Source organism: Microbacterium sp. FG3 (genome assembly GCF_057809335.1).
In genome coordinates this window covers 1-11762 of the sequence record NZ_JBMDJT010000057.1, presented here as the reverse complement: position 1 = coordinate 11762, position 11762 = coordinate 1, and the positions used below count along the sequence as shown (strand labels likewise).

Below are 11762 nucleotides of genomic sequence, written 5' to 3'. Positions count from 1 at the left end.
GCAACCGCGGCCTGAAATCCACAAAGAGATCGTCTACGAAGCTTGACACAGCCCAATGTTCGCGTCCAGGTCGTTCGTTGCCCCTGCATCCTCATAGGGGTTGGAGGCGTTTTCGGGGTCGAAGAACTCGGAGAGCCGATTCCAGTCCTGAGTCGAGGGCAAGGTGACGATGTAGTGGTACTGCCCGGTGGCGGGGTCACTGACGACCTTCTTGATGTCGATTACGGTGCGGTCTTGGCCGCCGAGGTCGTCGACGAACGTGTTCCCCTCGATGAGTTCGGAGAGTCTGCTGATTCGTTCCCCGACGCGCGTGTTGTCTCGCAGCAGTTCCTGTTCATCCCTGTCGAGGTCACCGGGATGCAGTTCGGTGACCTCCGGATCGGCTACATAGAGGTCTCTAACCGCGTCGCGAATGATCTGGCGCAGTGCGGGATGGTAGATCCACTCTTTCTTGGCGAGTTGCGCGAGGGCCGCATCGACGTCGGTCGCGAGCTGGTCGTAGCCGCTGAACTGATCGAGCCATGCATCTACTGCGCTCGTGCTGACGATACTGACGGTGGTGTCGAGCTCGGCGATGATCTCGTTCAGGTTTCGGAGTGACGCTTGCGCCGTGGGGGCGATGGTGTGGAGGAGGACGATCAGTGTGCTGAACTCCACGTTCATCCGGTCGATGAGGCCTTGGCATGCCGCGATGGACTGCCGCGCTTCTCTGGCGAATGCCGGGTCGACGATCCCGCCTGGTGTGAGGCGAGGTTCGCTCACCACTTTCGCGGCTTTGGTAGCCAGATGCTCGAGTGCGCCGAGGACCATGCGCCGCACAGAGACGACGATGCGGGAAGCGTCGTCCAGCGCGTCGGCTGCGCCGCCGACCCACTCGGCGATGGCGCGGGCTTCGGTTTCGAGTTCGTCGAACCGCTTCCGCATCGCCCGGATAGTCCGGCCGTCCATGTCGTCGAGGCGCCTGCGGGTGGCGGCGATGTCGTGGCCGATGTCCTCGACGGCGCCGGCGACGCGCCGCCACCCGACAGCGAACGCTTCGACTGTCCCTTCATCTCCCTGCAGTTGGGTGACGAAGGCCTGTAGGGGCGCGACGTGTGGCGCAACTTCCGGTGGGAACTGCGCGTCGGCGCCGTATCCGCCCGGCTCGATCGCCCCTGGGGTGAGACCGACAGCTAGGGGCTGACGATAGGACTCGACCCCTTGCGTCCAGCTTCCGCGCGCGAGCTCCGCGGCGGCGGGATTGATCACCGTTTGCGTCCCGGCGCCATCGTGGGTCATGACCGCGCTAGCCACGGACCCAGTCCGATGCGTCGAGGTCGGCTTCGCGCTTCTTTGCCGCGGACGCGGATTCGAGGTCTGCGTTCTCGAACTCGTCCGCGGCGGCACGGATCCCGAGGCGGAACGCTTCGGGCGCGCGAGACAGTGCAGTCAGGATGTCGGACGCGACCTCCGGCAGCGGAACTGCGACAGCGCCGAGCGCGCTGTTCAGCACGCCGAAGGATGAGGTGGAGAGCTGAATCGCGGCAGCGTCCGTCGCGGCTTGTGCGGCGCGGTCTTGTGCGCCCGCGAGACGGTCGCCCGTCGCCCGCATTTCGTCCACCTGGACGTCGAAACCTTCGCCTGCACCGGTCATCTCTCACCCCCGCGACTGACTGGTCGGTTAGCCAGATGCTACGCGTGCGCAGGGGCGGATCGAATGGGTAGAGGTGCCCGCCGCCCGGTTTGCCGGCGTTGTCGAGAGCGCCTCAGAGGTCGAGCTCAGCGATCACGAGCGCGTGGTCGCTGAAGGGGGAGTCGCGACGGGCAGCGGGGGAGTCCGTCACGGACGGCAGCGCTTCCCCTCCAGTCCGTGTGCCGGCGCGGACAACGGTCTTCCGGGTCGCGTTGGTGACGAGGATGTGATCGATCAGCTCACCGCGGCCGCGGTACACGCGGCTGAATCGCTCGGGCTCCGGGATCAGCGGCGCGAGGTTGAAGAGCCGCCACGCGTCGCCTTGATCCGGTCGGTCTGCGCCGGTCGTGCCGATCTCGGAGCCGGACGGACCCTGCAGGATCTGCGTGGTCGCGGCCGCCGGCTCGTCATTCATGTCGCCCAGCACCAGGACGTGCCGGTTGTCGCCTTCCCCGTGGATCAGGGTGTCGGCGAAGCCCCGCACGGCGGTCGCCTCGGCGGCGCGGCGCATGAGCGCGTACGACGCGAACCGCGCGCGTTCGCCCTCATCGCGAGGCTGGAACCGCCCGCCCGGGTAGGAGATGAGCTTCGACTTCAAGTGGACGCTCACCAGATCAACCGGCGTGGAGCCGGCCTTCACGCGGACCTGCAGCGCGCCTCGGCCCATCACTGTCAATGGCGTGCCGTCGTCGTCAGTCGGCACGCCGTGGAGCTGGTCGGGGATCTCGCTCGAACCGGCCCTCGTCTTCGCGCACGTCACTAGGTGCTGCCGGCAACGGAGACTTCGACCATGGGGCGGTGAGCGCCTGGTAGGAGCGGGTGCGGAATACCTGGGCTCGCTCACATCAGGGTCAGGGCAGTCCGGCTCAGGCACCGTCCTGTGGATGGCACCAGGATGGCGTCGCCGGGCGTAGGTTCGCCGCATGCCCGTCGATCCGCACTCTCGTTCCGCCGCGGGGTCGGCGCCTTTGTCCACCATCTCTCACCGTGGCGGTCGACGGCGCGCCGACCTGCGCCTGATCCCCGTGGCGGGTGCCGCATGGGCCGGCGCGTTCGGCGCCGTGATGCTGCCGGGGGCGGCATGGGTCCTCGCCGGGGTGAGTCTGCTCGCCGCGGCGGCTCTCGTCGTGTGTGCGCTGCGTGTGCCGTCGCGGCGCGCGGCGCTGGCCCTCACGGTCGTGGCCCTGGCGACGTCCGGGGGAGCGGCGGCCCACGTCGCCGTCCTCGCGCCCTCACGCGCGGCTGCCACCGACCTCGTCGCGACGGGGGAGGTGCAGGCGCGTGTGGAGATCACGACGAAGGTCGAGCCCCACGGTACGCGCGTGTGGTTCGGTGGCGTCGCACAGGGCGTCGAGGGCGTGGGCGGCGGTGTGACCGGGGCGGTGCCCGTGCGCGTCGCGGTCGACCGGGCTTCGCCCGCGGCGGACCGGCTGGACCTCGGCTCCGTCGTGGACGTGCGCGGCGGGTCAGAGGCGGGCGAGGCGGGCTCGGCCGAGGCGCTCGTGATCTTCGCCCGCACCGCCGAGCCGGTGCGCGATCCGCCGCACGTGCTCGGGGCGGCCGCGTGGCTGCGCGACGCGTTCGTCGAGAGAGCCGCAGGGCTCCCGGGAGGCGGCGGACAGCTGCTGCCGGGCATCGCCGTGGGCGACACGCGCGCCGTGTCGGACGAGCTGGACGCGGCGATGAAGGCATCCTCGCTGTCGCACCTCACGGCCGTCTCGGGCGCGAACTGCGCGCTCGTCGTCGGGCTGGTGTTCGCGGTGGCGGCGTGGTGCGGTGCGGTGAGGCGGCTGCGGATCGGCGTCGCGCTCGTCGCACTCGCGGCGTTCGTCGTGCTCGTCACGCCGGAGCCGAGCGTGATCCGGGCCGGGACGATGGCGGCGATCGCGATGCTCGCGCTCCTGCTCGGCCGCCCGGGCGGCGGGGTGGCGGTGCTCTCGTGTGCGGTGACGCTTCTGCTGCTGGCCGATCCGTGGCTCGCCACCAGCTACGGCTTCCTGCTCTCGTCCGCGGCCACGGGCGCGCTCCTGCTGCTCGCGGCGCCGCTGGCCGAGGGGCTGGAGCGCTGGATGCCGCGGCCGCTCGCCCTCGCCCTCGCGGTGCCGCTGTCGGCGCAGCTGGTGTGCGGGCCGATCATCGTGCTGTTCGCCCCCGAGGTGGCGCTGTACGGGGTAGTCGCGAACGTGCTGGCCGGTCCGGCGGCGCCGGCGGCGACCCTGCTGGGCACCGCCGCGTGCGCGCTCGTGTTCGTGCCGCCCCTGGCCGACGCCCTGGCCTGGCTCGCGTGGCTGCCGGCCTCGTGGGTGGCGGCGACGGCCGAGACCTTCGCGGCGCTGCCGCAGGCGAGCCTGCCGTGGTGGGGCGGGCTCACCGGCTTCGCGGCGCTCGCACTCGTGGGCGCGTGCGTGACGGTGCTCGTCGTCCGCCCGCGCGGGGGCCTGCGCGCGGCCGCGGTGCGGCGCGCGGCGGGCGCGAGCCTCGCGCTGGTCACCGGCCTGGCGCTGGCAGGAGCGGCGGTCGCCGGGCCCGTGATCGGGCCGCTCACCACACCGCGGGACTGGGCGATCTCCGCGTGCGAGGTCGGCCAGGGCGACGCGGTCCTCGTCCGCTCGGGTGACGCGGTGGCGCTGATCGACACGGGCCCCGATCCCGAGCCGCTCGCCACCTGCCTGGACCGGCTCGGGATCGGCCGGATCGACCTGCTCCTCCTCACGCACTTCGACGCGGATCACGCGGGCGGGGTCGCCGCCGTGGCGGGGCGCGTGGGCCTCGTGCTGCACGGGCCGCCCGACGCCGAGGTCGCCTCGACCTGGGCCGCGCTCGGCGGCGCGGAACGGGTGCAGGCCGCGGCCGGGATGCACGGCGACCTGGGCGACGCGCGCTGGCGCGTGCTCTGGCCCGCGCCCCGCGCTGCGGGCCCGGCCTCCGGAAATGATGCGAGCGTCGTGGTGGAGTTCGCCGGCGGCGGGGTGCCGCGCGCGATCCTCCTCGGCGACCTCTCCGCCGAGGCACAGGCGGCGATGATCGCGCAGAGCCACCCCGTCGGTCCCTACGAGGTGGTGAAGGTGGCGCACCACGGCAGCGCCGATCAGGACCACGCGCTCTACCGCGAGCTCGACCCGGCCCTCTCGCTCGTCACCGTGGGCGAGAACGACTACGGCCACCCGCGCGAGGAGATCCTCGCCGAACTGCGGAGCATCGGATCCGCGATCGCACGCACCGACGAGGACGGCCTGATCCTCGTCGGCCGTGACGAGGGCGCGCTCACCGTCTGGCGCGAGCGCGGCGGCTGAGCGCGGGGGCTGAGAGCGCGACGGCTGAGCCGTGTCGGCGGTCGCCGGTAGGCTGGGGGCATGGCCGCCGCATCCGCTCGATCGTCCTCAGGTCGCGGCGGGGCGAAGGGCGTGGCGATCCCGCAGCTGCCGTGGCGCAAGCCCCAGCCGGCGCCGCTCGTGCTCGTGTCGGGCCCCGAGGAGGTCTGCGCGGAGCGGGCCATCGCGGGCATCCGCGACTACCTGAAGGCCGAGGATCCGGCGCTCGAGATCTCCGACATCCGGGCCGACGATTACGTCGCGGGCACGCTGCTCGGCGTGACATCCCCCTCGCTGTTCGGCGAGCCGCGGCTCGTGCGCGTGAGCGGCGTGGAGAAGTGCAGCGACGCGTTCCTCACCGAGGCGCTGGCCTACATCGAGGCACCCCAGGAGGGCGCGACGGTCATCCTGCGGCACACCGGGGCGAGCGTGCGCGGCAAGAAGCTGCTCGACGCCATCCGCTCCGGCACAGGCGGGGGAGTCGAGGTACCGTGCCCGGCCGTCAAGAACGACCGGGATCGCGAGTCCTTCGCGTCGGGGGAGTTCCAGCAGGCGGGGCGCCGCATCGCCCCCAAGGCGCTGCACGCCCTCACGCAGGCGTTCTCCGGCGACCTCACCGAGCTGGCCTCGGCGTGCCAGCAGCTGATCCAGGACGTCGAGGGCGACATCACGGAGCAGATCGTGAACCGCTACTACGGCGGCCGCGTCGAGACGAACTCCTTCGTCGTCGCGGACACCGCGATCGCGGGGCGCTACGGCGAGGCGCTGCTCGCGCTGCGCCACGCGCTCGACTCGGGCGCCGACCCCGTGCCGCTCGTGGCGGCGTTCGCGATGAAGCTGCGCACGATGGCGCGCGTCGCGGGGCGCCGCGGCGGTTCGCGGCAGATCGCGCAGGAGCTGAAGATGGCCGACTGGCAGGTGGATCGCGCCCGCCGCGACCTGCAGGCCGGCTGGAGCGAGCGCACCCTGGGCCTGGCGATCCAGGCCATCGCCCGCGCCGACGCCGAGGTCAAGGGCGCCTCGCGCGACCCCGTCTTCGCGCTCGAGCGCATGGTCACGGTCGTCGCCACGCGCCGCCCGTTCGGGGCGTGAGCCGGCCGCGGGAACGCGAAAGGCCCGCCCCAGCGGGACGGGCCTCAGCGGGAGGTCGGCTCAGAGCGAGGCGACCTTCTTGGCGATCGCCGACTTGCGGTTCGCCGCCTGGTTCTTGTGGATGACGCCCTTGCTCACGGCCTTGTCGAGCTTCTTCGACGCCTTCGCGAACGCGGCCAGGGCCGCGTCCTTGTCGCCGGCGGCGACGGCGTCGCGCGTCTTGCGGACGAGCGACTTCAGCTCCGTCTTGACGGCCTTGTTGCGCTCGCGCGCCTTCTCGTTGGTCTTGATGCGCTTGATCTGCGACTTGATGTTTGCCACGTGTCGTAGGACTTTCGTTGAAAGGTGATTCGGATGTCGTCCCGCAACAGGAGAGGGATGTCGCGCGACAGTGTGGGTGGCCCCACACGCAAGCCAAGGGTCGAGTCTAGCAGGTCATTCCCCTGAGTCCGGGCTCCGGGAGGGTCCGGAGACCGTGGCGACGGCGAGATCCAGCACGGCATCGGCGACCCGCGGGCGCATCACGGTGACCAGGTGCGTCGACCGCCGCGCGAGCACGAGCTCCGCGCGCGGCACGAGCCGGGTGAACAGTCGCTCGTTGACGCGCAGCTGATCCCACTCGCCGTTCACGAACCACACGGGCATGCGGCGGCGCTGGATGCGCGGCAGCGCCCGGATGAGATCGATCTCCCCGAGGCTCGCCAGGGCGCGATCCTCCTGCAGCAGCGAGTAGCCGCCCGCGGCGAGGTCCCACCGGGTCTCGGGCGGCAGCTGCAGGTCGAGCGCCCGGTCGATGAGCCAGCGGCCGCCCCCCGGGAGGCGGCTGAATCCTCGTGCCATGAGGCGGTAGGCCCGCAGGCCGGCGCCGCGGGGGAGAGCGGTGCACGAGAACGCGACGAAGGCGGCCACGGGCGGCGCGGATCCCGGGCGCCCGACGTACGCCGTCGACAGCAGTCCACCCAGGGAATGCCCCGCCAGGACGACGGGGCCCCGCTCGGCGGCCCGCGTGACGGCGCGGTCGATCGAGGCGATCGCCTCCTCCAGCGACCACGTCTCGTCGATCCGGGATCCGTGGCCGGGCAGGTCGATCGCGCGCACCGTGAGGCCGCGATCCTGCAGGTGGGAGATCTGCGCGCGCCACATCGTCGCCGACGTGCGGATGCCGTGCACCAGGACGATCTGCGCGGCCACCTCGGCTCACCCCCGGGACAGCGGAAGGCCCGCCGGGATTCCCCGGCGGGCCTTCATGCTACTGCGCGGCCAGCAGCGCGCGACGCGCCTCGCGGCGCTCGCGCTGCTCGGTCGGCTCCGGCACGGGCGCGGCCGCGAGCAGCCGCTTCGTGTAGTCGGCCTGCGGGTGGTGCAGCACGCTGCTCGTGCGCCCGTGCTCCACCATGCGCCCGTCCTTCATGACGAGCACGTGGTCGGCGAGCAGGTCGACCACGGCCAGGTCGTGGCTCACGAACAGGCACGCGAACGCGTACTCCTGCTGCAGCTCCTTGATCATGTCGAGCACCGCGGCCTGCACCGACACGTCGAGCGCCGAGGTGGGCTCGTCCGCGATGAGCAGCTCCGGCTTGAGCATGAGGGCCCGCGCGAGCGACACGCGCTGGCGCTGCCCACCCGACAGCTCGTGCGGGTACCGGTTCACGACGTCGCGCGGCAGACGCACGGCGTCGAGCAGCTCGTGCGCGCGCGCCAGCCGCTCCGCCTTCGTGCCCACGCGGTGGATCGCCATCGGCTCGGCCAGCACGTCGCCGATCGGGAAGCGGGGATCGAGCGAGGCCGCCGGGTCCTGGAACACGACGCCGATGCGCCGGCGCACGGCCTTGGCGCGGCGGCGCGAGATCGACGCGAGGTCCTCGCCGTGCACGGCGAGCGTGCCCTCGGCGACGGGGATCAGTCCCAGCACGGCCTTCGCGATCGTCGACTTGCCTGATCCCGATTCGCCCACGATGCCGAGGATCTCGTTCTTGGCCAGATCGAACGAGACATCCTCCACGGCGCGGAGGCGCTTGCCGCGCATGTGGTACTCGATCGCCAGATCCGAGGCCTTCAGAACGAGCTCGCGGCCCGTCTCCTCGGGCTCGGCGCCGTGCCCCTGCTGCAGCTCGACGTTCTCCAGGCGGGGCACGGCGTTGAGCAGCTTCTTCGTGTACGGGTGCTGCGGGCTCGTCAGCACGTCGTGCACGGGCCCCGTCTCGACGAGCCTGCCGCGGAACATCACGGCCACGCGGTCGGCCAGGTCGGCCACCACCCCCATGTTGTGCGTGATGAGCAGGATGCCGGAGCCCAGCTCGTCCTTCAGGCTGCGCAGCAGGTCGAGGATCTCGGCCTGCACCGTCACGTCGAGCGCGGTGGTCGGCTCGTCGGCGATGATCACCTTCGGGCGCAGCGAGATGGCGATCGCGATCACGATGCGCTGGCGCTGACCGCCCGAGAACTGGTGCGGGTACTGCTTGATCCGCTTCTCGGGCTCGGGGATGCCCACGAGGCGCAGCAGCTCGATGGCGCGGTCGACGGCGTCGGCGCCGTACGCGACGTCGTGCAGCTCGAAGGTCTCGACGAGCTGCTTCTCGATCGACAGCACCGGGTTCAGCGCCGTCATCGGCTCCTGGAAGATCATCGCGATCTCCCTGGCCCGCATCGCGCGGATCTTCTCCTCGGCCAGGCCGACGACGTTCACGCCGCCCACCCGGGCCTCGCCCGTGACGAGTGCGTTGGCGGGCAGCAGGCCCATGGCGGCGGTCGAGGTGACCGACTTGCCCGAGCCGGACTCGCCCACGAGCGCCACGACCTCGCCGGGCCTCACATCGAGCGAGAGGTCCTTCACGGCGTGCACGAGCCCGCCCGTTGTGGCGAATCGCACGTTCAGGTCGGTGAACGCGAGGGCGGGTGCCGCGTTCGGATCGACGGCGGTCATGCGCGGCCTCCCTTGTCCATGTCGTATCCGCCTTCGGTGTCGGCGGCGTCGGGGTTGCTGGGGCCGGGCTGGATCTCGACCTGGGGTGCCGCGATGGCCGCGGCGGGCGCCTGCTTGTTGCGTCCCGACCAGTCGAACAGGCCGGCGCGCTTGATCCGGCCCGTCTGACGCGGGTCGAAGGCGTCGCGCAGGCCGTCGCCGAGGAAGTTCACGGCGAGGGCGAAGGCGAGGATGATCCCGCCCGGCCACCAGAACAGCCACGGCCGGTTGGTGAACGCTCCCTGGTACTGGCTGATGAGCAGACCCAACGAGGTCTCGGGTGCCTTGACGCCGAAGCCGAGGAAGGAGAGCGAGCTCTCGAGCAGGATGGCCGACGCGATCGCGAACGTGGCGTTGACGATGATCACTCCGACTGCATTGGGCATGAGGTGCTTGAAGATGATGCGTCCCGCACCGGCGCCCATCGACTGCGCGGCGGCCACGAAGTCCCGCTCGCGCAGCGACAGCACCTCGCCGCGTACGAGGCGGGCGAGTCCCGTCCACGAGACGAGGCTGATCATGAGGGCGAGCAGGAACACCGAGCTGCCGATGTTGCCCGCCATCTGGCCGAGCGCGGCGGCGATCGCCAGCAGCGGGATCACGATCACGACGTCCGTGATGCGCATGAGGATCGAGTCCACGCGTCCGCGGAAGTACCCGGCGACGGCGCCGACGACCGACCCGATGAAGGTGCCGACGATGCCGACGACGATGCCCATGATGATGGAGCGCTGGGTACCCGCCATCACCAGGGCGAAGTAGTCCTTGCCCGTCGTCTCCTGCCCGAAGGGGTGCTCTCCGAGGGAGATGCCGTCGCCTCCGAGCCACGTCGGCACGAGGCTGAGCGTGGGGCGCCCGCCGTTGAGCACCTCGCCTGCCGAGACGTAGCCCTTGTCCCACCATCCGGGGATGCCGAGGAAGCCGATCGAGCTGAACGCGAGGATCGCGATCAGCACGATGACGACGAGCGAGATCATCGCCCCGGTGTGGTGGAAGAAGCGGCGAGCGACCAGGCGCCCCTGCGACAGCGGCGCCGCGCTCTTGGCGAGGAGCGCCGCATCCTCGGCCTCCGCGAGGTCGTAGATGTCGGCCGAGGTGACGGGTGCGGAGTTGTGTTGGGTGCTGCTCATGCGCGGATCCTCGGGTCAAGGGAGGCGTACGTGATGTCGGCGAGCATGTTGAAGATGATCGCCGCCAGTCCGGTCACCAGGAAGAACGCCATCACCGGTGCGGGATCGACAAGGGAGAGTCCGTTGCTGAAGAGCGCGCCCATGCCGGTCCAGCCGAACACCCGCTCGGTGACGACCGCTCCGCCGATGAGGCCGGCGAAGTCGAAGGCGGCGATGGTGGCGATGGGGATCAGCGCGTTGCGCAGGGCGTGACGGAAGATCACGACGCGCTCGGGTGCGCCCTTCGCGCGGGCCGTGCGGATGAAGTCCTGGCGGTTGACCTCGAGCATCGAGCTGCGGGTGTAGCGGCTGTAGCTCGCCAGGGAGATCGCGGTGAGGATCAGCGTCGGCAGCAGCAGCTGGGTCGCGTGGTCGAGGAAGACCTGCCAGAAGTCGCCCGTGAAGTTCGGCGTGTGCGAGCCGATCGTCGAAATGGGGCGCGGCTTCTTGTCGAGGAAGCTCGGCCAGGTGCGGAAGATGTGGTCGAGCACCGTCAGACCCGCGCCGATCACGCCGGTCGCGACGCTCGCGCCGATGGCGACGGTGCGGTACCGGCCGCCCATGTAGTGCGCGATGGCCCACGGCACCGCGACGGCCAGGGCGAGGCCGCCGATGATGATCCACCAGTTCATGTAGTAGACGAACACGTTCACGAGCGCGAACTGCATCACGATCACGAGGCCCGCCGTGATGAGCACGGGGGAGAGCACCTTGCGGTTCTGCAGGCCGACGCTGAGGACCACGATCGTCAGCGCCGCGGCGATCGTGAGCACGGCCACGCCGACCGGGCCGAGCTGCGGCTGGCGGAAGAAGTCCAGCGCCAGGAGCGTCGGGATCGCGATGGCGAAGAAGGCCGCGGTGACGGCGAACGTGATCAGTCGGCGCCGCAGCGACCCGCCCAGGAAGATCTGCATCAGCAGGCCGGCGACGATCGCGATGAGGGCGATCTCGACGGGCGTGAACTGCGGATCGCGCAGCCAGTCGTTGTAGCCGATCGCCAGGTACTCCTTGAAGAGCACGGCGGCCCAGAACACGGGCAGCGAGAAGAAGAGGAAGGTCACGAAGGTGACGCCGTAGTCCAGGCCGGAGTACTGGCGCACGGCGGTCAGCACGCCGATCGCGATGCCCAGGACGAGAGCGAGGAGCGTGGCGAGGAAGACGAGCTGCAGCGTCGAGCCGGCGGCCTGCTGAAGCAGCGGCCACACGTCCTGTCCGCTGCGGTTCTTGCCGAGGTCGCAGGCGCCGACGAAGCACTTGCCGACGCCGAGCAGCCACGTCAGGTACCGCTGGTACCAGGGCATGTCGAGGTTCATGTAGTCGATGCGCTGCTGGATGAGCAGCTCTCGGTTGTCGGCGTTGCTCTCCTGGAGATCGGCGAGCGGATCACCGGAGTTGATCGCCAGCACATACATGAGCACCGACGAGGCGAGCAGGATGCCCACCGCGGCAGCCAGTCGCCGGAGGATGAAGATGAGCACGAGTTGAGGGTCCCTTGATTCGCTGCGGGCCGCGAGGATGACAGACGCAGCCATCGCGGGGGTGTGGCCCGACTCCGA

General features: G+C 70.7%; 10 protein-coding genes. 2 read left to right on the top strand and 8 right to left on the bottom strand.

The features are described 5' to 3' along the window. Positions 1–33: 33 nt before the first annotated feature. From ACODR5_RS13205 to ACODR5_RS13195, 3 genes are all read right to left on the bottom strand, one after another. On the bottom strand, positions 34–1278 hold the full coding sequence (locus ACODR5_RS13205) for a hypothetical protein (RefSeq protein WP_488983890.1): 1245 nt from the start codon (positions 1276–1278) through the stop codon (positions 34–36). A gap of 7 nt (positions 1279–1285) precedes the next feature. Continuing rightward, positions 1286–1633: a hypothetical protein gene (locus ACODR5_RS13200; RefSeq protein ID WP_460818338.1), complete on the bottom strand. Its 348-nt coding sequence runs from the start codon at positions 1631–1633 to the stop codon at positions 1286–1288. A 112-nt stretch (positions 1634–1745) separates the two neighbouring features. Then, positions 1746–2375 carry an endonuclease/exonuclease/phosphatase family protein gene (locus ACODR5_RS13195; protein WP_460818340.1) on the bottom strand — a complete coding sequence of 210 codons (630 nt, stop codon included), beginning with the start codon at positions 2373–2375 and terminating at the stop codon, positions 1746–1748. Between the two features lie 220 nt (positions 2376–2595). Between ACODR5_RS13195 and ACODR5_RS13190 the strand changes: the two genes are divergently transcribed. After that, a complete protein-coding gene (locus ACODR5_RS13190; protein ID WP_488983889.1) occupies positions 2596–4965 on the top strand; it encodes a ComEC/Rec2 family competence protein in 2370 nt (789 codons plus the stop codon). 60 nt (positions 4966–5025) lie between these two features. After that, complete coding sequence (gene holA / locus ACODR5_RS13185) at positions 5026–6075, top strand: DNA polymerase III subunit delta (protein ID WP_449854240.1); 1050 nt, start codon at positions 5026–5028, stop codon at positions 6073–6075. A gap of 60 nt (positions 6076–6135) precedes the next feature. Here holA and rpsT read toward each other — a convergent pair whose 3' ends face one another. The 5 genes from rpsT to ACODR5_RS13160 form a co-directional block, all read right to left on the bottom strand. After that, positions 6136–6396 carry a 30S ribosomal protein S20 gene (rpsT, locus tag ACODR5_RS13180; protein WP_449854239.1) on the bottom strand — a complete coding sequence of 87 codons (261 nt, stop codon included), beginning with the start codon at positions 6394–6396 and terminating at the stop codon, positions 6136–6138. 114 nt (positions 6397–6510) lie between these two features. Next, on the bottom strand, positions 6511–7266 hold the full coding sequence (locus tag ACODR5_RS13175; RefSeq protein ID WP_488983888.1) for an alpha/beta fold hydrolase: 756 nt from the start codon (positions 7264–7266) through the stop codon (positions 6511–6513). A 58-nt stretch (positions 7267–7324) separates the two neighbouring features. Further along, complete coding sequence (locus tag ACODR5_RS13170) at positions 7325–8998, bottom strand: ABC transporter ATP-binding protein (RefSeq protein WP_488983887.1); 1674 nt, start codon at positions 8996–8998, stop codon at positions 7325–7327. After that, complete coding sequence (locus ACODR5_RS13165) at positions 8995–10167, bottom strand: ABC transporter permease (RefSeq protein ID WP_488983886.1); 1173 nt, start codon at positions 10165–10167, stop codon at positions 8995–8997. Before ACODR5_RS13165 ends, ACODR5_RS13170 begins: the two co-directional genes overlap by 4 nt. Continuing rightward, a partial coding sequence (locus ACODR5_RS13160; protein ID WP_488983885.1) for an ABC transporter permease occupies positions 10164–11762 on the bottom strand: 1599 nt, incomplete at its 5' end. The genes ACODR5_RS13160 and ACODR5_RS13165, both read right to left, overlap by 4 nt.

What these genes read in the sequence shown, in the direction of transcription:
- ACODR5_RS13205 (WP_488983890.1), bottom strand. Translation starts at nt 1,278, where the DNA reads ATGACCCACGATGGCGCCGGGACGCAAACGGTGATCAATCCCGCCGCC.
- ACODR5_RS13200 (WP_460818338.1), bottom strand. Translation starts at nt 1,633, where the DNA reads ATGACCGGTGCAGGCGAAGGTTTCGACGTCCAGGTGGACGAAATGCGG.
- ACODR5_RS13165 (WP_488983886.1), bottom strand. Translation starts at nt 10,167, where the DNA reads ATGAGCAGCACCCAACACAACTCCGCACCCGTCACCTCGGCCGACATC.
- ACODR5_RS13190 (WP_488983889.1), top strand. Translation starts at nt 2,596, where the DNA reads ATGCCCGTCGATCCGCACTCTCGTTCCGCCGCGGGGTCGGCGCCTTTG.
- ACODR5_RS13170 (WP_488983887.1), bottom strand. Translation starts at nt 8,998, where the DNA reads ATGACCGCCGTCGATCCGAACGCGGCACCCGCCCTCGCGTTCACCGAC.
- holA (WP_449854240.1), top strand. Translation starts at nt 5,026, where the DNA reads ATGGCCGCCGCATCCGCTCGATCGTCCTCAGGTCGCGGCGGGGCGAAG.